We start from the raw sequence: 23,289 nt of genomic DNA on the forward strand, positions 1-23,289 counted from the left end.
TCCCGGGATCATTCATTGATAAAATAAACCTTGTCAATTTTGCCTTCGAGCATGATTTCTTCCGGCAAAATCGTCTTTATGACAAAGGCATTTCCCTTTATCAGCAACTGCCCATTTTTCAGCATCAATCGTACTTCGCTGTCTGTAAAAGCCAATAAGCCACGATGGTTTTCAATATAAATATGTAATTGTCCGATCATTGTAATTCGCGGCAGGTCCATCATGACATCTTGCGGAAGGTCCATTGTTTTGGTCATAAGCTGTTTCACTTTTTTTCCCCAATTGCGTGCCATAAAAAAGAACCCCCTTTCATCTCAATGTATGAAATGAAAGAGGGTTCTAGCACAAAATTATAAGTGAATGAGAGTCTATTTTTTCATGTTCATTCAATGAAGGTCTAAAAAAGCCCGGGGTTCCGAATCACCTTCTGGACCTTTGAAGACTTCTCTTCGCCCTTGGCGGTCCCAGCACTTCTGACATGATGATGCCATCAATCAGCTGCTTTTTGCCAAAAGACGGTCCTTTGCGATAGACCGGACTGTTATTACCAGCAATCGTTGAAGTAAGTTGATCTGCCTTCGCTTTTTGATACAAACGCTCTTGATCGTACTTCTGCTGTAGCCGTCTAAGCTCCGCAATCCTTTTGTTCGCTTCGTTCGTCGTCTCATCGATCACTTCTGCAGCCTGTGCTGCCTGCTGTTCGACTTTCCTTACGGGAACAGGTGCAGGTCTTTGCTGCTGATTCCCTTGCTGCATTTCACCTTGAAGCTCCTGCATGACCTCCTGCCATTTCTTTTTCGGAGGGGTGTTAGGATCTTGAGCCTGTTTTTTCTTTCCTAACATGGACGTTAAAATACCGATCAAGACAATGATAAGGAATGGGTTCTTGAGAAAGAAATCAATAAAATCTCCCATTTAAAGACCTTCCTTCCCTGACCTAATTATTATTATGGTTATTGTTGTTATCTTTTGGATTTTCGGATATTTTACTGATGGAACCGCGCATATCCGTATCGGCCGTGATATTTTGGATATTCATATAATCCATCACTCCAAGGTTTCCGCTTTTCAGTGCATCGGCCATGGCCAGCGGAACTTCCGCTTCGGATTGAACAACCTTCGCTCTCATTTCCTGAACACGGGCAACCATTTCCTGTTCAAGTGCAACAGCCATCGCACGTCGTTCTTCGGCCTTTGCCTGGGCTATTTTCTTATCGGCTTCGGCTTGGTCCGTCTGTAATATGGCCCCGATATTTTTGCCGATATCCACTTCAGCAATATCAATGGAAAGAATTTCGAATGCCGTCCCTGAATCCAACCCTTTCGATAAAACCGTTCTTGAAATCAAATCGGGATGTTCCAGTACATCCGTATGCATTTGCGAAGCACCGATCGTCGATACGATCCCTTCCCCTACACGGGCAATGATCGTCTCTTCACCGGCACCACCGACCAGGCGTTCAATATTGGCCCGGACCGTGATCCTTGCCTTCGCTTTCACTTCAATACCATTCATCGCCACACCTGAGATGAATGGAGTTTCGATCACTTTCGGGTTAACGCTCATTTGAACGGCTTGCAGTACATCACGACCGGCAAGGTCAATGGCTGCACCCCGTTCGAAAGGTAACGTGATATTGGCGCGTTCTGCAGCAATTAATGCATTCACCACTCGATCGACATTACCGCCTGCAAGGTAATGGCTCTCCAATTGATTCGTCGAAACATTGATTCCAGCCTTATGGGCCTTGATAAGGGGATTGACGACCCTGCTTGGTATAACACGGCGAAGCCTCATCCCAACTAATGTAAATATACTGATTTTGACTCCTGCCGCTAAAGCGGAAATCCATAACATGACTGGTACGAATGTGAAAAACACTGCCAATACGATGATAGCAGCAATCACTGCCAGTACAATAAATACCGTTCCTGAAGTTATCACTTAATGATTCATCCTTCCTGTATCCTTTAATTTTAATTTGAATCCGGAATTTCCCGGACGACTACCCTTGATCCTTCAACTTTAACGATAATGATTGTCGAACCTTTGGAAATAAAGCTCCCTTCGGTCACGACATCCACTCTTTCTTCTTTGACCAAAGCTGTTCCTGAAGGCCTCAAATCTGTTAGGGCCTTCCCTTCTACACCTAATAAATCCAAACGATTCGGATTGCTGACATATCCTTGTTCCGTTTTTGTTGCATCGGTTAATATCATTTTCCTGAAAAATTTCATCTGTTTTCCAAACACCTTTACAAGTAGGATGAATACCAAAATGGATACGGTGACCGCAATTAGCAAGGAGATCGTCATATGGACCGGATCACCTGTCGCAAGGAATAGACTCCCCACTACCGCTGTAAACCCGAGCAGCCCGATAATCCCCCCTGGGATAAAAAATTCAATTAGTACGAGAATGACCCCAATGATGAACATCGCTAACGATTCGTATCCGGTGATACCGGCGACAAGATGACCATAGAAGAATAAGACAAGACTGGTGATTCCAATTACGCCCGGAATTCCAAAACCGGGTGAAAACAATTCCATCACAATCCCGATTCCCGCTATCGTTAATAAAATGGGAACGACGATCGGGTTGGTCAAAAAGCGGGCTAGTTTCTCAGGAAAGCTTTCTTCGATTGTCCGAATATCAGCATCTTCAACTCCAAGTATACTATACAGCTCCGCTTTTCCAGAGACGGTGCCTTCGCTATACCCAGCCTTTTTTGCCTGTTCGGCTGTAAATGTCAGCAGCTTCCCTTTTTCCGCTCCATATTCGGGTAGATCGATGTCGACATCCGCCATCGCCTGGGCGTATATGGGATCACGTCCATTTTGTTCAGCAGCGGTCTTCATGGCAGCCAACCAATAAGATTGCGCTTTCTTACTTGCAGCGTTCCCTGTTGAATCAATCACAGCTGCAGATCCCATGGTGGCACTCGGAACCATATAGATCTCATCCGCACTTAAAGAAATGTATGCCCCGGCAGATAAAGCCCTGTTATTGACATAGGCAACTGTCTTTATTGGTGAATCCGCCAGTAACTTTGCAATTTCCCCCGCTGCATCCACAGCACCTCCAGGGGTATTCACCTCGAAAACGACAAGATCTGCATCTGCTGCTTCAGCAGTGGTCAGTGCTCGTTCCAAAAAGGCCGAGAGTCCCTTTTCCACCGTTTCTTCAATGGGTACATGGTAAACGATCTTCTCGTTTGCAGATACCGTCGCTCCACCAAAGGAAGACATGGTGAACAGCAATCCAAATAGGAGAACAGAAAAATAACGCCAAATTTTCAACGGAACGCCCCCTTTCCCGTATTAAACGCGGTAAGTGTCCCATTATCCAGGAACTTACCAGTAAATTCAGCCCGCAACTAAAATTCGAATAAGGAGCAATTGAAGCAACCCTTTACCCTGTTCTTTAGTTATTACGTATGTATATGAAAAAGGTTTCAAAAAAAAGCAAATAAAATTAAAAGTGCCACAATTATCTTGGGCTTCGTTTCAATAATATACGCATAAAATTCATGAAATACACAAAAACCACAGGCAATTTGCCTGCGGTTAGGTTTCGAGTTTTAAGTTTAGAGTTTAAGATAGATGTTGTTGTACTAATTTGTTAACTAGAGAACCATCCGCTTTACCTTTAACTTTAGGCATTAAAGCTCCCATAACTCGGCCCATATCTGCTTTGGATGTTGCATTGACTTCTAAAATCGTTTCGTTAACGATTTTAGAAATGTCTTCTTCTGAAAGTTGCTGAGGCATATATGCCTCTACGTATACTAGTTCGGTGCGGACTTTATCCACGAGATCTGAACGACCTGCGTTTTCAAACTCCTGGAGGGAGTCTTTGCGTTGTTTTAATTCGCGAGAGAGCACTGTCAATTCTTCATCATCTGTTAAATCTTGTCTCTGCTTCAAGGCTTCGTTTTGAATAGAAGCTTTCAGCATCCGAATAACAGATAGTTTGTCCTTTTCCTTGTTCTTCATCGCTTGTTTCATATCATTATTTAAACGCTCGAGAAGACTCATCTTTCCACCCTCTCTTAGAATTTACGTTTTCTTGCAGCTTCAGACTTTTTCTTACGTTTTACGCTTGGTTTTTCATAAAATTCACGCTTCCTAGCTTCCTGAAGCGATCCTGCTTTAGATACAGTACGTTTGAAACGACGAAGAGCATCTTCAAGCGATTCGTTTTTACGAACGACGGTTTTAGACATCTCTTTCCCTCCCTCCGAAAACAACACACTAACTCAAGTTGTCAACATGTTATACATGTACTAAACAATTATAATATATCATCTTTAGCAGGTCAACCAATAAAATCAAACTTATTTTGAATATAATCGTGTTATTATCATAATTTTTCACTAAGCGATGATTCAACTTGCATGAAATTCCAATTTATAGCATGTCCCCCGTTAATGGGCCATAAGCTTACTATGAGGTGACAGTCATGCATGAGCTATTTTTATTCATTTTATTCATTGCGATATTTCTGGCAGGTATGTCAGTTTTACGAATCGGACTGTTCAATATGTCCGGTGCAGCATTAAAAGCATTTCTCTCAAAGGTGACGGATAAGCCATGGAAAGGCTTCTTGGCCGGAACCATCTTTACCGGGATCTTGCAGAGCAGCTCGGCGGTCATGGTCATGACGGTCGGCCTCGTTTCCGCAGGAAGCTTAACATTCCCGCAAACAATCGGGATCATTCTTGGAACGAATATCGGATCCACCTTTACAGCAGAGTTCATGACTTTCTCTTTGGATCGCTGGATCATTCCCGGTGTCGTAAGCGGCGCTTTCCTTTGCTTCATGCCAAAAGCATTACCGAGAAGCCTAGGAATGTCCCTGATCGGAATCTCGGCCATCTTCGCGGCGATGAGCGGTTTTAAAACGCTTTCGACACCGATTGCAGCCTATCCATCCATACAAACGCTTATCCAGTACATAGAGAGCCATATGAGTTATGCCCTGATTGCCGGGTTATTATTGACGGCACTCATTCACTCCAGTTCTGCAACCATCGGGATAGCCATGAGTTTTTTGATGAATGGGGAGTTATCCGTGTCCTCGGCAATCATCATCATGCTCGGATCGAATATCGGCACTTGCATCACCGGATACATGGCCAGCATCGGTTCTGGCAGACAAGCTGCCTTCACAGCTTATGCACATATTTGGCTGAACATCATCGGGGTTGCCGCATTCCTGCCTTTTGTGGACATCCTGGAAAGTACGGCTGCCTATTTCACCGAAAACAAAGGGACACAGCTCGCGCATGCCAGTGTCATTTTCAATATCTTGACTTCTTTGGCCGTCTTGCCATTCGCACGGCGATTCTCCAATCTCATTCTTTGGGTGCATCGGCCACACTTAAAAAAATAAGAGCTGTCCAAAAGTCATTGGCAACTGACTATGGGACAGCCATAAATAAGATAGTCATAACCTAAACGCATAGATAATAAGGGCGGTAAACGATTTCAGCTAACCTTTTATAATTAGTTTTATGGTTCAATAAGCTCAAACCACTCAATAATACAACAGCTACTATCAAAATCAGCAAACTTTCATTAGAGAATGATGTTAGATAAAAAGCAGTTACTGCCATTGTATATAAAACGGTTATTGAAGTGTAAAATTTCACCATGCATTTTACCATTCAAAATGAAAAACCAAATTTAATATAAGCATGTTTACTCCCTGATTGATACCTCCTTATATCTATTAAATCCACAATAAACTTATTTTTGAATGTATGGGTTCCATAAATGATACAGGTCCTCTTTTTTTTGGAAGAAATAGGCTAATATACAGGCAAGGGAAATTGCCAGTTGAATTATTATTGGAATCAATAAAAAACAGGCGGAGAAAAAATAATTCATTTTTCTCCGCCTGCTTTATTTTAGGGAATTATACGGTCCTTACAAAATCAATAATCGGAATCAGCCGTTAAGCCCTTCACGATGGAGACACCTGCACTCGCTCCAATTCTTGTTGCACCAGCTTCAATCACATTCTGGGCATCGCTCGTGTTGCGGACCCCGCCTGAAGCTTTGACACCGATATCCGGGCCAACCGTTTTTCTCATAAGCGCGATATCTTCAACTGTCGCTCCGCCGGTCGAAAAACCAGTTGATGTTTTCACATAATCCGTTCCGGCTTTTACGGCCAATTCACATGCACGGACTTTTTCTTCATCGGTCAATAAAGAAGTTTCAATGATCACTTTTGAAAGAGCCTTACCAGTGGATGCCGCTACCACAGCACGAATATCCCGCTCTACCAACTCATCATCCTTGTCCTTCAATGCGCCGATATTGATCACCATATCGACTTCGTGAGCACCATTGGCAATGGCATCTTTCGTTTCAAAAGCTTTGGTTTCCGGTGTAGTTGCACCTAGAGGGAAGCCGATTACCGTACACACTTTCACTTCTGAACCTTCCAAAAGTTCACTTGCATATTTCACCCAAGTCGGGTTTACGCATACAGAAGCAAAGTTATACTCTCTCGCTTCTTCGCATAATACCTTTATTTGCTCTTTGGTTGCATCTGCTTTTAATAACGTGTGGTCAATTAAACCTGCTACATTTTGTGACATTTATAAATCCTCCTCAAAAACAATCTATACCTAGTTGTACGTACCTCTCATGATACCATAGTTTATCCATTTTGACGATATATATAGTCTTTACCCTAAAGCGCCAAGAAAACACATCTAAAAAAGGATAATAAAAAAAGACAGCGGTTAACCGCTGTCTTAGATATTGGATGCTTGTTGCAAAGGAAAATCCTTCACGACCGTCACGAACTGACCTTCACTAAATGGATAGCCAGATTTTGTAATTTTAACTTTGACGATTTCTCCGACCATTTCTTCCGATGCCGGGAAGACGACTTTCATGTAATTATCTGAGTAGCCCTCATAAAGGCCATTTTCCAACTTCGTTTCAGGAATGACTTCCAGAACTTCCCCCTCGAATCGGGAGGCATACTCTTTTGCCAACTGATCCGACAACGTAATAAGGCGGTGGACTCGTTCATTTTTGATATCTTCATCCACTTGATCTCCCATACGGGCAGCCGGAGTCCCTGTTCGTTTTGAATAAGGGAAAACATGAAGTTCGGAGAATTTATATTTTTCTATAAAGTTATATGTCTCCATGAATTCTTCTTCAGTTTCACCCGGGAAACCTACGATGACATCAGAGGTAACAGCAAGGCCCGGAAGTGCAATTTTCAGCTTTTCGATTCGATCACCGAAGAAATCCATCGTATATTTACGTCTCATCCGTTTTAGAACGGTATCGGAACCCGATTGGATTGGTATATGCAAATGACGTACCACTTTTTTCGAATTCGTCAGCACTTCAATGATCTCATCTGTAATTTGGCTGGCTTCAATGGATGAAATACGGATACGCTTCAGCCCATCGACTTTTTCCAAGTCACGCAGCAGCATCGCCAAATTATAGTCTTTCAAATCGTCTCCGTAGCCGCCCGTATGGATTCCGGTAAGGACTAGCTCTTTATAGCCTGCCTCAACAAGCTGTTCGGCCTGGTGAACGACTTCTTTTGGATCGCGGGAACGCATCAAGCCACGTGCCCAAGGAATGATGCAGAAAGTGCAGAAATTATTGCAGCCTTCCTGAATCTTCAGTGAAGCGCGTGTACGGTCTGTGAAAGCAGGTACATCCAACTCTTCGTAGACACGGTTTTTCATGATATTACCTACGGCATTGATTGGTTCACGCTCAACCTTGAATTGCTCAATGTAATCAAGCAGTTTAACCCTGTCTTGTGTTCCTACAACAATATCCACACCTGGTATGGCCATGATTTCTGCCGGCGATGTCTGTGCGTAACATCCCGTTACCGCTATGACGGCATTCGGATTCTTACGAATGGCACGACGGATGACCTGACGGCTTTTCTTATCGCCAGTGTTTGTCACCGTGCATGTGTTGATGACATATACATCTGATGTATTTTCAAACTCAACACGATCATATCCCCCAGTTTTGAATAATTGCCATATAGCCTCTGTTTCATAATGATTCACTTTACAGCCTAATGTATGGAAAGCGACCGTTGCCATTTTTCATCACCTCAAAAGTTCTACATGATAAGAAACAGCGGAAAGTGCATATAAAGGTGCTGTTTCAGTTCTTAATATTCTTGGTCCAAGACCGCAAGCCATAAAACCGGCATCAGTCAGTTTTTCAATTTCCTTATCTGCCAAACCACCTTCAGGCCCAAAAACGAATAGGATGGATTGCCCAGCAGTAATATCTTTCAAGACAGAAGCGAGTACAGAAGTTTCCCCCCGTTTTGCCTCTTCTTCAAAAGCGATTAATTTATGATCGAAACCAGTTGCATACCCAGCTAGCTGATCTGCCGTCATCGGTTCCTTGATGGCAGGGATAACCGTGCGGTGGGATTGCTCAGCCGCCTCTTTTGAAATCTTCTGGAGCCTCTCCAATTTCTTGCCTACCTTTTTGTGGTCCCATTTTACCACCGAACGAGCAGCAATAAAAGGGATAAATTCAACGGCCCCCAGTTCAGTGCCCTTTTGAACGATATATTCCAATTTATCCCCTTTAGGCAGACCGCTCGCAATCACTACCCTTACAGGAAGTTCCTTTTCTTCATTCTTCCATTCAGTTACCGTACCTATTACAGCATCATCAGTAATTTCCGAAATTTCCGCGATAGCTGTCATGCCATTACCTTTCACCGTGATGATCCGCTCACCTGGTCCCATTCTCATCACTCTGGCGATATGGTGAAAATCATCACCTGATATCGTCACCATGTTTCCATTGATATCTGCTTCGTTAAGAAAATACCGTTGCACACTGCCACCTACTTCGTCTAGTCTAAATAACTCACAGGCTAACAGTCGGGAATCCAGAATGCAAGCCGTGCAAAGATTCAAGCTAAAAAAAGGTACTCTGACTATCAAAAAAACCGATAATCAGAGTAACTTTTCCAATTAAGCATTTCTTTTTGCGATTATTGCCACCCAATCTTCCATCAAGATCGTTTCCTCAACGGTGAAACCAGATGCTATAATCGCTTCCTTCACATCTTGTTTCTTAGTTTGAATGATTCCGGAAGCGATGAAATATCCGCCAGGTTTAACGACTTTCGCTACATCATCCGTAAAACGCATGATCACTTCGGCAAGAATATTAGCCACGACGATATCCGCTTGTTCATTTACACCATCCAGTAAGTTGCCTTGTGACACGGACACTTTATCCTGCACGTTATTTATTTCAACGTTTTGCTTGGCTGACTGTACTGCCACTTCATCCAAATCAAGTGACTGGATTCGTTTTGCATCCAATAATGCAGCTGCAATGCTAAGAACACCAGAACCAGTTCCTACATCAACGACTAAATCCCCAGGCGTTACTGTTCGTTCCAGCGCTTGGATGCACATGACCGTCGTTGGGTGTGTTCCCGTTCCGAAGGCCATGCCTGGATCAAGTTCAATGATCAATTCGTCACTGCTTACCGGAGTATAGTCTTCCCACGTTGGCACGATGGTAAAACGTTCGGATATCTTGACGGGGTTATAATATTTTTTCCAAGCCGTCGCCCACTCTTCTTCATTCACTTCACTAATTGAAACAACATTTTTCCCAAGGTCAATATCAAAAAGAAGGAGATTATTGATTGATTCCTTAATAGCATCAATGGTATCGCCAAGGAAGCTGTTTACGGGCAGATAAGCCTTAATGACTACACCTTCATCCGGATAATCATCGGGGTTTAAGTGGTAGATTTCGCCAAAAACATTTTCACGTTCCTTGACTAATTCTAGAGGATCCTCAATGACAACACCGCTCGCACCTGCCTCATGAAGAATATTCGAAACAGGTTCAACCGCTTCATTCGTTGTTTGGATTGCAAATTCAGACCACTTCATAATCTACCAACTCCCAATTTGTTCTTTTTACTTTTATTCACCTATCTTTGAAAGCCCGCTTCACTTTTGAGAAAAAGCCATCATCTTGTTCATCTACACCTTGTCCGCTGATATCACTGAACTCACGAAGCAATTCCTTTTGTTTTTCCGTTAATTTCTTAGGCGTGACAACCAATACGACCACATGCTGATCTCCTTGGCCATATCCTCTGACATTCGGAACTCCTTTGCCCTTTAAACGGAAACGAGTGCTAGTTTGTGTACCTGCTGGAATCTTCAGCTTCACTTTTCCATGCAGCGTCGGAACTTCTATTTCATCGCCTAATGCTGCCTGGGCAAAAGTAACCGGCATTTCACAATAAATATCATCGCCATCCCGTTCAAAGAATTCATGGCTGCGCACATGGAAGACTACATACAGGTCTCCTGCGGGGCCGCCATTGATTCCAGGCTCGCCTTGGCCTGTTACGCGCAACTGCTGGCCATCATCAATTCCTGCTGGCACCTTGACTTGGATTTTTTTACGTTTTTGGACTTTTCCGTCGCCGCCGCATGTTGAACATTTATTAGGAATGATTTTTCCTGTTCCTTGACAATGGTGACATGCTCTCCGGTTCACAATCCTTCCGAAAGCTGTGTTTTGTTCAACATTCAATTGACCGGTTCCTTGACAATGTGAACAGTTTTCCACCTTTGTACCTGGTTTGGCACCGGATCCTTTACATGTACCGCAATCCTCTTCACGCGGAATTTCGATCTCAGTATCTTTTCCGAATGCAGCCTCTTCAAACGAAAGCGTCATCGTATACTGCAAATCCGCTCCTTGACGCGGTGCATTAGGATCTCTCCTGCGTCCGCCGCCACCAAAGAAGCTACTGAAAATATCTTCAAAACCGCCGAAACCGCCAAAGTCCTGACCGCCAAAGCCTTGATTGGGATCTGTATGTCCGAATTGGTCATAATGGGCTTTTTTCTGTTCATCACTCAATACTTCGTAAGCTTCCTTGATTTCCTTGAATTTATCCGCAGCATCGTCCGCTTTATTAATATCAGGGTGATATTGTTTGGAGAGCTTTCGATACGCTTTTTTGATTTCATCCTTCGAAGCACTTTTCGAAAGGCCTAACACCTCATAATAATCGCGTTTACTCATATCTAAAATCCACTCCCGATTCGATTCACATAAAGGTAATATTATCACTGAACGAAGATAATAATCAACTAGAAAAGTACAAACGGCTTTAACACATTTTTGCAAATGGCATTGCCAGCCCCAATTTGCACACATTTTTCTCTAAAATCCCATGATTCCCCATCAGTGATTGCAACAATGTTTCCATTCACTGTAAAAAAAGCCAAAGTCAAGATAACCTGACTTTGACTTTTTTACAATGGGGCAGAAATACTGCCCGATATATCAGTGTCCCGATTGGGGCACTTTTTATTTTTTCTCTTCTTCGTTTACTTCAGTGTATTCAGCATCAACGACATTATCGTCTTGAGCAGACTCGCCAGCACCCGCTTCGCCAGCTTGCTGAGCTTTTGCCGCTTCTTCATAAAGCTTCATTGTCAAAGCTTGAACGATTTCGTTAAGTGCATCTTTTTTCACGCGGATTTCTTCAAGCTCATTTTTCTCGATTGCAGCTTTCAGTTCATCCTTCGCTTCATTCGCTTTTGTCACTTCCGCTTCGTCCACTTTACCTTCTAGATCTTTAAGCGTTTTTTCCGTTTGGAAAACTAATTGATCTGCTTCGTTACGAAGTTCAACTTCTTCTTTACGTTGTTTGTCGCTATCGGCATTTTCTTCAGCTTCACGTACCATGCGTTCGATCTCTTCATCAGAAAGGCCTGAAGATGATTTGATGGTGATTGCTTGTTCTTTGTTCGTACCAAGATCTTTCGCACGAACGTTCACGATACCGTTTTTATCGATATCGAATGTCACTTCAACTTGCGGAACTCCACGCGGTGCCGGTGGAATGTCACTCAATTGGAAACGACCAAGAGTTTTGTTATCCGCTGACATTGGACGCTCACCTTGAAGGACATGGATATCAACTGCCGTTTGATTATCAGCCGCTGTCGAGAATACTTGTGATTTACTTGTCGGAATCGTAGTATTACGGTCGATCAGTTTCGTGAATACTCCGCCCATCGTTTCAATTCCAAGTGAAAGTGGAGTTACATCAAGAAGGACAACGTCTTTAACATCACCTGTCAATACGCCACCTTGAATTGCAGCACCCATAGCCACCACTTCATCAGGGTTTACACCTTTGCTTGGTTCTTGACCGATTTCCTTTTTGATCGCTTCAACGACAGCAGGAATACGTGTAGATCCACCAACAAGGATTACTTTGTCGATTTCAGATGCTGAAAGACCAGCATCTTTCAATGCTTGACGAGTAGGTCCCATCGTACGTTCCACAAGACCTGTGGAAAGCTCATCGAATTTAGCTCTAGTCATCGTTACATCCAAGTGAAGCGGGCCAGCTTCTCCAGCAGTGATGAACGGTAAAGAAATTTGAGTTGACGTTACGCCGGAAAGATCTTTCTTCGCTTTTTCAGCTGCATCTTTCAAACGTTGAACCGCCATTTTATCTTTTGAAAGGTCGATTCCGTTTTCTTTCTTGAATGCTTCAACCAGGTAATCGATGATGACTTGGTCGAAATCATCCCCACCTAGACGGTTGTCGCCTGCTGTGGACTTAACTTCGAAAACGCCGTCTCCAAGTTCCATGATCGATACGTCAAATGTACCGCCGCCAAGGTCGAATACAAGGATCGTTTGATCTTCTTCCGTTTTATCCAAACCATATGCAAGTGCTGCAGCTGTCGGTTCGTTGATGATACGTTCCACTTCAAGGCCGGCAATTTGACCAGCATCCTTGGTTGCTTGACGTTCTGCATCATTGAAGTAAGCAGGTACAGTGATAACCGCTTTAGTGACTTTTTCGCCAAGATACTCTTCAGCGTATGATTTCAAGTATTGAAGGATGATTGCAGAAACTTCTTGAGGTGAGTATTCTTTTCCTTCAATTACTTCTTTATGGTTGGTACCCATATGGCGCTTAATGGAAATGATTGTGTTAGGGTTTGTAATCGCTTGGCGTTTTGCCACTTCCCCAACTTGCCTTTCTCCATTTTTGAATGCCACTACGGATGGTGTTGTACGGTTTCCTTCCGGATTCGGGATTACTTTTGGTTCCCCGCCTTCAAGTACAGATACACAAGAGTTTGTTGTACCTAAGTCAATACCAATAATCTTGCTCATAGTTTCACTACCTCCCAATTATTTATATGTAAGAATCCTATTCGTTCACTTTTACCATTGCAGGTCGAATCACACGGTCTTTAAGAAGGTATCCTTTTTGGAATTCCTCGACGACGATGTTCGGACCGAAGTTTTCATCTTGAACTTGCATGACCGCTTGATGCAAACGCGGATCGAACTCTTCGCCAACCGAACTGATCGGTTCGATGCCTTCTTTAGCCAATGCACCAGTAATCGCTTTATAGACCATTTCCATGCCGGATAGCAAGGATTTCGTCTGTTCATTTTCCGCTTCGATTTTTGTTGCTCTTTCAAAATTATCAAGAGCCTCCACTAAATCACTAGCAATACTTTGAACTCTATATTTTTGAGCCGCCTCCATATCAAGCTTGGCACGGCGTCTAGAATTATCAAAATCGGCCTGCAGACGAAGATAACGGTTATCCATTTCTTCGATTTTCGCCTCAAGTTCGGCAATTTTTTCTTGAGCCAATTGAAGTTCATCTTTTTCAACAGGACCATCGTTTTCTTCCGCTGCTGGAATTTCTTCTTCAGCGAAAACTGCTTCTGCAGCGCTTTCCTCGATTGTTTCATTTTCCAATGTTTGTTCTTCGTTTTTATTTTCTGTCACAATCTCACCTCCCTAAAAGGGTTATACAATTTATGCTAAAGTAATATGCCAGGCCGCGGAATACACTCCTCCGCCACCTTAACAATATTACCTTTGCTACTATTTTTGATACAGTTTTGTCATCAGGGCCGTTAAATCTTTCGAGAAAAACGAAAGCAAACTAATCACTCTCGAATATTCCATTCTCGTTGGACCCAATATGGCCAATGTGCCAACTTGCTCCTGCCCGATTGAGTAGGTTGCCGTAATCAAACTGCAGTCATCGAGCACTGTGTTTTGATTTTCACGGCCGATCTTGACGTGGATGCCCGATGGATTTTGAGTAATTAGTTCATAAAATCCCTGTTCCTGCTCAATCATCGATAAAAGCGTGCTTACTTTCGCAATATCATGGAACTCCGGCTGCCTCAGCATATTCGTTTTCCCGCCGAAAAATATTTTTTCGGGCTTTGTGTCCGTCAGGGTCTCCGCAAGGACCGACACCATCGATCCATAGTTATGAATGTGGCGGCTCAATAGAACGGCAACTTCCTTATAGATCTTATCCTTTAGATCAACTAGCGGAACATCGACCAAACGGGAATTCAATATATTCACCATCTTTTCAATTTCATTTATATCAAAAGAAGGCGGTAAGGAAATCATTCGATTTTCCACATGACCTGTATCCGTAATAATGATGGCTATTGCCGTTTCAGGACTTAAGGGAATGATCTGGATTTTTTTAAGCTTATGCTCATTCACTTTTGGTCCGAGTACAATCGCCGTATAATTCGTCAGTTCCGAAAGTATTTTCGCTGACTTCTGAACGATCTTTTCCAATTCATAAATTCGTTCTACAAAAACGGATTTTAAAATCTTCACTTCATTCTTTTTCGGAGCTTGAGGAGAAAGTAAATGATCCACATAATATCTATACCCTTTTTCAGAAGGGATCCTACCGGAAGAAGTATGGGTTTTTTCTAAAAACCCCATTTCTTCAAGGTCAGACATTTCGTTGCGAATTGTGGCAGAGCTGAACGTGATTTCATCTTTCTTCGACAAGCTTCGTGACCCGACTGGCTGGGCAGAATGGATGAAATCCTCGATTATCACTTGTAGAATCAATAATTGACGATCAGTTAGCATGTATGATCACCTCTGTTAGCACTCTGTCTCATCGAGTGCTAATATACTAATAAATTATCAAATGCAGCTTATGATGTCAACAATGAAAACCGTTAATTCATCGTTAAAATAACATGGATTTCCTTCAGTCGGAATCAATAACGCCTAAAAATGTTTGGAACACTTCATTTCCAAGCAGTTTGCCCCGCTCAGTCAAGCGCACGAACCCGCCTTCCACCTTAAGCAAACCCTTTGCCGATCCTTCTTCGAGCGGTTTCCTGAAAATCTCCGTCATTTCTACAAAAAATTTATTCTTGAAGATTTCCAATGAAACCCCTTGCGTTTTCCGGAGACCCAAAAACATCTCCTCTTCCATCCGTTCATGAAGCGGTACTGGATGTTCTTCCAACACAGGCAGCTCGTTCGAAAGCAATGGAGTGATATATTTCTTCACAGGCCCATGATTGGCCACCCTTTTACCTCCAGTATAGCCATGTGCACCAGCACCAATCCCATAATACTCCACATTATCCCAATATGTCAGGTTGTGCCTGCTTTCAAACCCTGCCCGGGCAAAATTACTGATTTCATATTGATGCAGACCATGCTTCTCCATCTCTTCCATCAGCCTCTCATACATCGAAGCCTCGAGCTCCTGCGGCGGCAGGTTTAATTTACCTCTTCGCATCTGATTATAAAAAACCGTCTTCGGTTCAACGATCAATGAGTAGCTTGAGTAGTGCGGCAATTGAAGGGCGATCGCTTTATCCAGCGTATCCTTGAAATCTTCCATCGTTTGGCCCGGCAATCCATAAATCAAGTCGATGCTTATATTCGTAAAGCCAACTTCTTGAGCCAAATGGATCGTTTCATATACTTCTGAAGCCCGGTGAGTCCGGCCAATTCGTTTTAATAATTCATCATTGAAGCTTTGCACTCCAAAGCTAAGTCTATTGACCCCTGAATCATAAAGTATCTTGAGTTTTTCCCTTGAAAGATCCCCGGGATTGGCTTCAAAGGTATATTCAGCCTTCTTGGGATCAAAGGGCAGGGTTTCATTGATTGCTTCACATAAGAATGCAAGCTGCTTTTCATCCAGTGAGGTCGGTGTCCCTCCACCGACGAAAACCGTATCCAAACCTGCAGTCGGGTATTTGGAAAGCTGCATCACCATTTCCCTTTTCATCATCTGTAAATATTCGTCGACCGGCTGTCCCTGCAAAAATACTTTATTGAAATCACAATAGTGACAAATATGTTCACAAAATGGTATATGGAGGTAGGCGCTTTTGATCATTGTGTTCACAACCTTTTAATCGAATGAGTCGATAGAAAAAGAGGCTAGATCTCCTCTACCCTCTTTTTTCTAACTATCGTTTATTTTATTTATTTTTTGGGTGTCGTATCATCCATTTTCAAAACAGCCATGAAAGCTTCTTGCGGAACTTCAACGGAACCTACTTGTTTCATCCGCTTTTTACCTTCTTTCTGTTTTTCGAGCAACTTACGTTTACGGGAAATATCGCCGCCGTAACATTTAGCCAATACGTTTTTGCGCATTGCACTAATCGAAGAACGGGCGATGATTTTTTGCCCGATCGCCGCTTGGATCGGCACTTCGAATTGTTGCCTTGGAATCAACTTCTTCAATTTTTCAACAATTACTTTACCGCGTTCATAAGCAAAGTCCTTATGAACGATGAAACTTAAAGCATCGACAGTTTCAGCATTCAGTAAAATATCCATCTTCACAAGCTTGGACGGTTTGTAGCCGATCAGCTCATAATCGAATGAAGCATAGCCTCTTGTATTGGATTTCAATTGATCGAAGAAATCATACACGATTTCCGATAATGGAATTTCATAATGAATGCTCACACGAGTCTCATCTATATATTCCATATCAATGAAGTTACCGCGTTTATTTTGACAGATTTCCATGATCGCCCCGACAAACTCCGTCGGTGCCATCATCGTCGCTTTGACATATGGCTCCTCGACACGTTCGATCTTTTGAGCATCAGGCATATTGGACGGGTTATCCACTTTCAGGACCGTTCCGTCCGTTTGCACCACATCATAAATAACACTCGGTGCAGTGGTGATCAGATCGATTTTGAATTCACGTTCAATCCGTTCCTGGATGATTTCCATATGAAGGAGTCCAAGGAATCCGCAACGGAAACCGAAGCCCAATGCTTGCGATGATTCCGCTTCGAACTGAAGCGCTGAATCGTTCAATTCCAATTTCTCCAATGCATCCCGTAAATCATTGAATTTCGATGCGTCAATTGGGTATAAACCGCAATATACCATCGGATTCATCTTCCTGTAACCCGGCAATGGTTCTGTCGCACTATTCACGGCACTCGTGATCGTATCACCGACAGTCGTATCACCAACGTTTTTAATGGATGCCGTAAGGAAACCTACATCACCGACGTTCAGTTCATCCAAAAGCTGTGTTTTAGGGTTGAAAACACCCAATTCGGTAACATCGAATTCCTTGCCAGTGGACATCATTTTGATTTTGTCGCCCACTTTAATGGAACCCTCAACAACACGGATATAGGCAACTACACCGCGGTACGCATCAAACAGTGAATCGAAAATAAGCGCCTTGAAAGGAGCATCCGGATCACCTTGCGGAGCTGGAACCAATTCAACGACCTGCTCCAAAATCTCCTCGATTCCGATTCCGGCTTTAGCCGAAGCCAAAACTGCATCGGAAGCATCCAATCCGATCACTTCCTCGATTTCTCCGCGCACCCGTTCCGGATCTGCACTCGGCAAATCAATTTTATTGATGACCGGAATGATTTCAAGGTTGTTGTCCAAAGCTAAATACACATTTGCAAGCGTTTGGGCCTCAATTCCCTGTGCCGCATCGACAACAAGGACAGCGCCTTCACAAGCTGCAAGGCTTCGTGACACTTCATACGTAAAATCGACATGTCCCGGTGTATCAATAAGATGGAAGATGTATTCTTCTCCATCCTTCGCGTTATATTTCAATTGAATCGCATTCAATTTAATCGTAATTCCACGCTCACGCTCTAAATCCATGGAATCCAACAGCTGACTCTTCATTTCACGCTGAGTCATGGCGTTCGTTTTTTCAATGATACGATCCGCCAATGTAGATTTACCATGATCGATATGAGCGATGATGGAAAAGTTACGAATTTTTGATTGTCTTTTTAATTTTTCTTCTCTATTCATGACGTTCACTCCCACTAGTCGACACAATACACTATTTTTTATTATATCAATAGAAAATGCAAGATTCAACAGAATAGTTACAAAAGAAGCATCATTGCAGGACAAAGCATAAAAAAAGGCTGCATCCCGGATTCGGATGCAGCCTTTTGCAGGGCACAATCAACTTATTTCCTACCTAAATCATATCAATAAGGGCTTGAAAGGCACCTGATATGGTTTCTCCAAGCGTTTTGCCGATCGATGAGAAAAAGTTGAAAGCTTTCATTTCTTCAAGCTTTTCTTTTTTCGTCTCCAAATCATGACTCGTCACTTTTTCGCCAAGGATATCCGCTTCCATCTCCCCTTGGTCCGATTGGTTAATGATAAATGCACTATTCAAGGAGGGATCTTCATACCCCTTCATTTTTTTCATCCCGTCGTTCGCTTGCTGCATCCCGATTAGAACACCTAAAAATAATACGAGCACAATCCCTGTACATTTCAACCAAAATCGAACCATGATAAGAGAACTCCTTTCAAATTACCTTGCTTCCGAATCCCCGGTCGGGTTATCCACCGCTTTGGCATCCCAGTAAAATTCACTGAAAACCTCGGTAAAGGCATCAACGGTCAAGTACATTTCCTCGAAAGTATTATCAACACCGCCAACTTCAATAAGCATGGCATTGCCTGATAAATCCTGATTATATATACCATTATGGCTAGATCCGCCCTGTTTCATAACCCCACGGGAAATACCTGGGTATTTTTTCTCCAATGCTTTATGAAGCTTATTGGCAAGCGCGGCATTTTTTTCATAGTTCGGGTTATTCCCCCCGATCACGAAGGCGATCTTGGCATACTCTTTACCTCTGATTGTAATTGTCGTATGTTTCTTCCGCTTTGAATCGCGGTGGATATCAATCAGGTATTCTAAATCTTTGTTATTGGCCAATGCCGTCTGGACCGATTTCCGTGATTCTTGATACGATTTGGCATAATTCAATCCTTTATTATTCAGATTTCCCATGATATCCGTTTTATCGAGCGAGGAGCCGATCCCCTTATCAGCCAAATCTTCAACCATCCGTTCCCCGAGTTTCGTAATATTGATTTTAGAATGGTAGGCTAGATCGGGGTCGGTCACCCCTTTTAGATATGGAAGATATGACTCCCGGTTATGGCTATGGTATATCTCGACCACTTTCCGGCCATTGGTCGTTTGATTCGGCTGATTGGTCACCCCTTTATCCGGTTCTTTAATCTCATCCAGGTTTTGAAGGGATGCATCCCTTTCTTCATTCAGGACATCCACTGGCGGTGAAGATTCATACGGCATATTCGTATAATTCGTTCCTTCCCCAGCAACGAGGATCTCATTATCAAAAATCGAAAAGCCAGGAAGCTCCCTTCCCAGTAAACTTCGCGGGTCCTCAAGTGAAATGTTGGTCGAGACTTTTATCAATTGATTCGTGATGATCGATTCCTGCTTACCTTCCGGCAGGGCATTAAAAAGATAATGATTTTCGTTGGCCAGCATCGAAAACAGCATTTTTCCCGAGAATTGATTGGCTACAGTATGTACGGAGTTAGAAGATATCCGATACTCCGGTCTTAGGGAAGTCATGACCCCACTGACTGAAAAAACAAAAAGAAGCAAGGCGAGAATACCTAGAAAAGTTTTTATTATTGTTGATCCGTGAATGGCTGTTATGATTCCTGGGGAATTTCTTCTTTTCATCCTTCCACCCTCTCTATAGCTTGTCTATTAATACCTATGACTTTGCTAGAAAGGGTAGAACACCATTTTTGGGCACTGAAAGTGATTTAACGGGTGTAATAGCCGGCATTATCTTGATTTATTGAATGATGCAAGGCTGCATTTAAACCATTGGCTATCAAATTGGCCATATCCTCGATGAAAACATCTACTTCTTTTGGTGTAACCATTAAATTATGACCAAGTGGCGAAAGCACCTCATAAATCAATTTCCGCTTCTCTTCATCAGGGAGGACACCTATCATTCCCAAAAAGGTTTGGCGTTCCTTTTCACCCGGCATATCCTCTTCGGTCAGCTTTGTCCGCTTTCCAAAACTGAATCCAGCAGGTGCCAATGAACGTGATGGTCTGTCCCCTTCATTCATTTCCTTGCCAAAATGCTTTAAAATATAATCAATCGTATCGCTTGCAATCGATACGGCATCCACGACGGTAGGTATTCCAATTGCGATAACTGGAACTCCCAGTGTAGCCTGACTCAATTCTTTACGTTTATTTCCTACACCAGACCCTGGATGGATACCTGTATCCGTAATTTGAATCGTTGCATTCACACGATCGATCGAACGGGCAGCCAATGCATCAACGACGATCAGGAAATCAGGATTACTTTTTTCGATGACGCCTTTTATGATGTCACTCGTCTCGATTCCCGTAATCCCCATAACACCGGGGGAAATCGCACTGACCGGCCGATAACCTTCCTTGACGGATTCAGGCTGCAATTCGAACAAATGTCTTGTAACTACAAGGTTCTCAACGACTGCAGGTCCCAGAGCATCGGGGGTAACATTCCAATTACCAAGGCCGACAACTAGACAACTGCTTTCCTTGGTGATTTTATTCCGTTTCAAGAAGTAAGCCAGTTCGTTGGCGAACACCTTTTCCACCCGTTGCTGCGTTTCCGTATCCTGCTGGCGGATTCCCTGGACCTCGATGGTCAAATAGCTGCCCTGTTTTTTTCCGATTTCTTTTTCCCCCTCAGCCGTGACCTCGACTAAGGATACCTTCAAATCATCCACATCTTTTTCCTTAATAATGACCCCTTCGATGCGGGAAACATCCACTTCCTCTACTACACCTTTATGTTCAAGGGCAATTTCCTTTGCTTCAATCGCCAAATCTGTCCGAATTCCGTATTCACTAAGGTCCAATTTATTTTCCATAACGGCCTCCTGATGTTTGAATTGTATCTAATCTAGTATTTTCAATAGTCTCTCTTAAACATTCTGTCGTTTTTGCTTTTTTATTATTCATTTTTTTGGTACAATGAATGATGACGAGATGAATTTATTACTGAAATTATAATTCCTTTTCGATTCTCAATCTGAAGTATTGCATATTTATGAGCAGTCTGATAGAATATCACTTGTGCTATTTGATATGGATTTGAAAAGTCGAGTTCATATAATCTCGATTTCTTTGTAGGAGGTGAACGGAATGCCAAACATTAAATCTGCTATTAAACGTGTAAAAATCAACGACAAAAAACGCGTTCATAACATTACTGTTAGATCAACTATGCGTACTACAGTGAAAAACGCTGAAGTTGCATTAGCTGGTGAAAACGTTGAAGCTGCTAAAGAAGCTCTTTTAACAGCTGCTGTGAAATTAGACAAAGCTGCATCTAAAGGATTAATCCATAAAAATGCGGCAGCCCGTAAAAAATCTCGTTTAGCGAAAAGACTTAACGCTCTTAACGCATAATGACAAAAAATTAAACGATCCAATCGGATCGTTTTTTTTGTGCCGTTTTTTGCATAAAAAAGGTGACAGGATATCTGCCACCTTTTTTATCATCTAATTTTTAAAAGCAGCAGCTCAAGCGTGATTGCCTTATCTGCTTGGCCGGTCTTCATTTTATAATCCGCTTCCGCTAAGTCGTTCATGATGCTCAACAACTCGCGTTCCTGGAATTTCCCCGTCTTTTCAAGTGCCAGCTTTACCCTGTAAGGGTGCACCTTCAGTTGACCCGCAATTTTTTGCTGGCTATAGCCCTGACGGGAAAGCTCCTTCACTTGATACATGAGCCTGACCTGACCTGCCATGACACTCAAGATCTTGATCGGCTCTTCATTCTGCCTGAGAAGATCGTGCAGTATCGTCATGGCACTCTCCATTTTTCTCTGTAACACATGATCAACAAGTGTGAAGATATTCTGTTCAAGGGATTTTGCGACCAGCTTTTCCACTACCTCGACTGTAATGTGCTTCTCAGCTTCCGTATAAAGCACCATTTTATCCAGTTCATTCGTCAACATCATCAGATTCGTTCCTGCAAGTTCAAGTAAAAGCTCTGTAGCCTGCTCATCTATTCGGACTGAAGAAGCTTCGACCCTCTCCTTCACCCATCCCTTTAACTCATGATCACCAAGCTTCTTCGCTTCAACGAGAACCGCCTTACGCTTCAGTTCCTTGGTGATTTTTTTCCGTTCATCCAGTTTCTCATAAGGTGCGGTCAATACGACAATAGAATATGGAACCGGATCAGCCAAATACGCTTCCAGTCTTTTCACATTATGCTCAACTCTTGACTTCGTTTTTTCAGCTGTCAAAAAAAATGGGTTTTGCATGAAGACAAGGCGCCTTTCCCCGATAAACGGGAGGGTTTCGACATCTTCAAGCGCAGTTTCAACAGGCGTCTCTTCTAAATCAAATTGAGAAAAGTTAAAATCCATCTCATCTTCATGAAGGACATTCTCGATCAATAGCTGCTTCGTTTCATTAATTAGATAGGCTTCCGTCCCATATAACAAGTATACTGGCGCGAATTGCCCTTTTTTTATACTTTTCCAAACGTCTAATACCAATAGAATCCGCCTCTTTACTATGTATTCTTCTCTAATGGTATAGGTGGATGGACCATTTGACAAGCTATAAAGGGAACTAGCCCTTAAAAGGGCTAATTCCGGATCTATATGAACACTTTCAAGAAAGGCCCGGGTAATCTCCCTTGAAAGCGGGTAGAGTATTCATGTAGAACAAATGAGCTTTTCGTTTTCGCTTGCTTTGTTTGTACTTTTATTTTGACCTCAAAATCCCAAACTATTTGTGACAACTCTTGTCAGTAAAGGAAATGAAGGAATGAAGCCTGTAGATTTTTTTTTGGTAATGTTTTATACTATTAGCAGAAATAGGAGGGGTAAATAATGAACGAATTCGAAAAGAATGTTCAATCAAAGACAGATGACGTCGCTGATTCCGCTATAGGATTCATCGGTTCTTTTGTATTTTTCGCTGCCATGTTCACCATAGCTGTCGTCATTAAAGCTGTCGGATCCTGATTTCATTCATTACATGCACTTATTTTTCCTGATGGGGGCTGCTGCTGCAGTCTCTTTCTTTT

The 23,289-nt window shown here is 42.7% G+C and carries 23 protein-coding genes; 3 read left to right on the top strand and 20 right to left on the bottom strand.

Annotation, left to right across the window (positions count from 1 at the left end; all coding sequences use genetic code 11):
* Positions 1–8: 8 nt before the first annotated feature.
* The 6 genes from yqfC to rpsU all read right to left on the bottom strand — a co-directional run bounded on the left by yqfC (position 9) and on the right by rpsU (position 4,229).
* Positions 9–293, bottom strand: coding sequence for a sporulation protein YqfC (yqfC, locus tag NYE65_RS03610; RefSeq protein ID WP_034308511.1), 285 nt, complete (start codon positions 291–293; stop codon positions 9–11).
* Between the two features lie 127 nt (positions 294–420).
* Entirely contained in the window at positions 421–915 is a 495-nt protein-coding gene (locus NYE65_RS03615) for a hypothetical protein (RefSeq protein WP_340859866.1), read from the bottom strand.
* A gap of 22 nt (positions 916–937) precedes the next feature.
* The gene (floA, locus tag NYE65_RS03620) at positions 938–1,921 is read right to left on the bottom strand and encodes a flotillin-like protein FloA (RefSeq protein WP_370023731.1); all 984 of its coding nucleotides are present in this window, start codon (positions 1,919–1,921) and stop codon (positions 938–940) included.
* Positions 1,922–1,977: 56 nt separating this feature from the next.
* Positions 1,978–3,252, bottom strand: coding sequence for an NfeD family protein (locus NYE65_RS03625; protein ID WP_445670442.1), 1,275 nt, complete (start codon positions 3,250–3,252; stop codon positions 1,978–1,980).
* A 345-nt stretch (positions 3,253–3,597) separates the two neighbouring features.
* Positions 3,598–4,041: a GatB/YqeY domain-containing protein gene (locus tag NYE65_RS03630; protein WP_034308521.1), complete on the bottom strand. Its 444-nt coding sequence runs from the start codon at positions 4,039–4,041 to the stop codon at positions 3,598–3,600.
* 14 nt (positions 4,042–4,055) lie between these two features.
* On the bottom strand, positions 4,056–4,229 hold the full coding sequence (gene rpsU, locus NYE65_RS03635) for a 30S ribosomal protein S21 (protein WP_028391853.1): 174 nt from the start codon (positions 4,227–4,229) through the stop codon (positions 4,056–4,058).
* Between the two features lie 236 nt (positions 4,230–4,465).
* Between rpsU and NYE65_RS03640 the strand changes: the two genes are divergently transcribed.
* The gene (locus NYE65_RS03640) at positions 4,466–5,398 is read left to right on the top strand and encodes a Na/Pi symporter (RefSeq protein WP_340859868.1); all 933 of its coding nucleotides are present in this window, start codon (positions 4,466–4,468) and stop codon (positions 5,396–5,398) included.
* Between the two features lie 544 nt (positions 5,399–5,942).
* Here NYE65_RS03640 and deoC read toward each other — a convergent pair.
* The 13 genes from deoC to gpr all read right to left on the bottom strand — a co-directional run bounded on the left by deoC (position 5,943) and on the right by gpr (position 21,109).
* On the bottom strand, positions 5,943–6,614 hold the full coding sequence (deoC, locus tag NYE65_RS03645; protein ID WP_034308525.1) for a deoxyribose-phosphate aldolase: 672 nt from the start codon (positions 6,612–6,614) through the stop codon (positions 5,943–5,945).
* Positions 6,615–6,773: 159 nt separating this feature from the next.
* Positions 6,774–8,111 carry a tRNA (N(6)-L-threonylcarbamoyladenosine(37)-C(2))-methylthiotransferase MtaB gene (mtaB, locus tag NYE65_RS03650; protein ID WP_034308527.1) on the bottom strand — a complete coding sequence of 446 codons (1,338 nt, stop codon included), beginning with the start codon at positions 8,109–8,111 and terminating at the stop codon, positions 6,774–6,776.
* Between the two features lie 6 nt (positions 8,112–8,117).
* A complete protein-coding gene (locus NYE65_RS03655; protein WP_096337733.1) occupies positions 8,118–8,870 on the bottom strand; it encodes a 16S rRNA (uracil(1498)-N(3))-methyltransferase in 753 nt (250 codons plus the stop codon).
* 138 nt (positions 8,871–9,008) lie between these two features.
* On the bottom strand, positions 9,009–9,950 hold the full coding sequence (gene prmA, locus NYE65_RS03660; protein WP_034308530.1) for a 50S ribosomal protein L11 methyltransferase: 942 nt from the start codon (positions 9,948–9,950) through the stop codon (positions 9,009–9,011).
* 37 nt (positions 9,951–9,987) lie between these two features.
* Positions 9,988–11,103, bottom strand: a complete 1,116-nt coding sequence (gene dnaJ, locus NYE65_RS03665; RefSeq protein ID WP_328131712.1) for a molecular chaperone DnaJ — start codon at positions 11,101–11,103, stop codon at positions 9,988–9,990.
* A 288-nt stretch (positions 11,104–11,391) separates the two neighbouring features.
* Complete coding sequence (gene dnaK / locus NYE65_RS03670; protein ID WP_034308533.1) at positions 11,392–13,224, bottom strand: molecular chaperone DnaK; 1,833 nt, start codon at positions 13,222–13,224, stop codon at positions 11,392–11,394.
* 37 nt (positions 13,225–13,261) lie between these two features.
* Complete coding sequence (gene grpE, locus NYE65_RS03675; RefSeq protein ID WP_328178310.1) at positions 13,262–13,855, bottom strand: nucleotide exchange factor GrpE; 594 nt, start codon at positions 13,853–13,855, stop codon at positions 13,262–13,264.
* A gap of 99 nt (positions 13,856–13,954) precedes the next feature.
* Positions 13,955–14,983 carry a heat-inducible transcriptional repressor HrcA gene (gene hrcA, locus NYE65_RS03680; RefSeq protein ID WP_048682856.1) on the bottom strand — a complete coding sequence of 343 codons (1,029 nt, stop codon included), beginning with the start codon at positions 14,981–14,983 and terminating at the stop codon, positions 13,955–13,957.
* Between the two features lie 124 nt (positions 14,984–15,107).
* Entirely contained in the window at positions 15,108–16,259 is a 1,152-nt protein-coding gene (hemW, locus tag NYE65_RS03685) for a radical SAM family heme chaperone HemW (protein WP_034308541.1), read from the bottom strand.
* A gap of 89 nt (positions 16,260–16,348) precedes the next feature.
* A complete protein-coding gene (lepA, locus tag NYE65_RS03690) occupies positions 16,349–18,184 on the bottom strand; it encodes a translation elongation factor 4 (RefSeq protein WP_053535739.1) in 1,836 nt (611 codons plus the stop codon).
* A 175-nt stretch (positions 18,185–18,359) separates the two neighbouring features.
* Positions 18,360–18,683: a YqxA family protein gene (locus NYE65_RS03695; RefSeq protein ID WP_053535740.1), complete on the bottom strand. Its 324-nt coding sequence runs from the start codon at positions 18,681–18,683 to the stop codon at positions 18,360–18,362.
* 21 nt (positions 18,684–18,704) lie between these two features.
* On the bottom strand, positions 18,705–19,904 hold the full coding sequence (gene spoIIP, locus NYE65_RS03700; RefSeq protein ID WP_034308549.1) for a stage II sporulation protein P: 1,200 nt from the start codon (positions 19,902–19,904) through the stop codon (positions 18,705–18,707).
* A gap of 86 nt (positions 19,905–19,990) precedes the next feature.
* The gene (gene gpr, locus NYE65_RS03705; RefSeq protein ID WP_053535742.1) at positions 19,991–21,109 is read right to left on the bottom strand and encodes a GPR endopeptidase; all 1,119 of its coding nucleotides are present in this window, start codon (positions 21,107–21,109) and stop codon (positions 19,991–19,993) included.
* A 274-nt stretch (positions 21,110–21,383) separates the two neighbouring features.
* On the opposite strand from gpr, the gene rpsT reads away from it, so the two are divergent.
* The gene (gene rpsT / locus NYE65_RS03710; RefSeq protein ID WP_034308554.1) at positions 21,384–21,650 is read left to right on the top strand and encodes a 30S ribosomal protein S20; all 267 of its coding nucleotides are present in this window, start codon (positions 21,384–21,386) and stop codon (positions 21,648–21,650) included.
* 89 nt (positions 21,651–21,739) lie between these two features.
* On the opposite strand, the gene holA is transcribed toward rpsT, so the two are convergent.
* A complete protein-coding gene (holA, locus tag NYE65_RS03715; protein WP_034308556.1) occupies positions 21,740–22,753 on the bottom strand; it encodes a DNA polymerase III subunit delta in 1,014 nt (337 codons plus the stop codon).
* A 339-nt stretch (positions 22,754–23,092) separates the two neighbouring features.
* Between holA and NYE65_RS03720 the strand changes: the two genes are divergently transcribed.
* Complete coding sequence (locus NYE65_RS03720) at positions 23,093–23,227, top strand: YqzM family protein (RefSeq protein WP_034308559.1); 135 nt, start codon at positions 23,093–23,095, stop codon at positions 23,225–23,227.
* Positions 23,228–23,289 lie beyond the last annotated feature (62 nt).

The organism is Peribacillus sp. FSL R5-0717 (assembly GCF_038002945.1).
In the GTDB taxonomy this organism is placed as follows: domain Bacteria; phylum Bacillota; class Bacilli; order Bacillales; family DSM-1321; genus Peribacillus; species Peribacillus frigoritolerans.

Coding starts and splice junctions, on each gene's coding strand:
- prmA (WP_034308530.1), bottom strand. CDS start 9,950: ATGAAGTGGTCTGAATTTGCAATCCAAACAACGAATGAAGCGGTTGAA.
- yqfC (WP_034308511.1), bottom strand. CDS start 293: ATGGCACGCAATTGGGGAAAAAAAGTGAAACAGCTTATGACCAAAACA.
- lepA (WP_053535739.1), bottom strand. CDS start 18,184: ATGAATAGAGAAGAAAAATTAAAAAGACAATCAAAAATTCGTAACTTT.
- NYE65_RS03695 (WP_053535740.1), bottom strand. CDS start 18,683: ATGGTTCGATTTTGGTTGAAATGTACAGGGATTGTGCTCGTATTATTT.
- hemW (WP_034308541.1), bottom strand. CDS start 16,259: ATGATCAAAAGCGCCTACCTCCATATACCATTTTGTGAACATATTTGT.
- deoC (WP_034308525.1), bottom strand. CDS start 6,614: ATGTCACAAAATGTAGCAGGTTTAATTGACCACACGTTATTAAAAGCA.
- dnaK (WP_034308533.1), bottom strand. CDS start 13,224: ATGAGCAAGATTATTGGTATTGACTTAGGTACAACAAACTCTTGTGTA.
- rpsU (WP_028391853.1), bottom strand. CDS start 4,229: ATGTCTAAAACCGTCGTTCGTAAAAACGAATCGCTTGAAGATGCTCTT.
- gpr (WP_053535742.1), bottom strand. CDS start 21,109: ATGGAAAATAAATTGGACCTTAGTGAATACGGAATTCGGACAGATTTG.
- NYE65_RS03640 (WP_340859868.1), top strand. CDS start 4,466: ATGCATGAGCTATTTTTATTCATTTTATTCATTGCGATATTTCTGGCA.
- hrcA (WP_048682856.1), bottom strand. CDS start 14,983: ATGCTAACTGATCGTCAATTATTGATTCTACAAGTGATAATCGAGGAT.
- mtaB (WP_034308527.1), bottom strand. CDS start 8,111: ATGGCAACGGTCGCTTTCCATACATTAGGCTGTAAAGTGAATCATTAT.
- spoIIP (WP_034308549.1), bottom strand. CDS start 19,904: ATGAAAAGAAGAAATTCCCCAGGAATCATAACAGCCATTCACGGATCA.
- NYE65_RS03630 (WP_034308521.1), bottom strand. CDS start 4,041: ATGAGTCTTCTCGAGCGTTTAAATAATGATATGAAACAAGCGATGAAG.
- NYE65_RS03615 (WP_340859866.1), bottom strand. CDS start 915: ATGGGAGATTTTATTGATTTCTTTCTCAAGAACCCATTCCTTATCATT.
- NYE65_RS03625 (WP_445670442.1), bottom strand. CDS start 3,252: ATGTCTTCCTTTGGTGGAGCGACGGTATCTGCAAACGAGAAGATCGTT.
- rpsT (WP_034308554.1), top strand. CDS start 21,384: ATGCCAAACATTAAATCTGCTATTAAACGTGTAAAAATCAACGACAAA.
- dnaJ (WP_328131712.1), bottom strand. CDS start 11,103: ATGAGTAAACGCGATTATTATGAGGTGTTAGGCCTTTCGAAAAGTGCT.
- NYE65_RS03720 (WP_034308559.1), top strand. CDS start 23,093: ATGAACGAATTCGAAAAGAATGTTCAATCAAAGACAGATGACGTCGCT.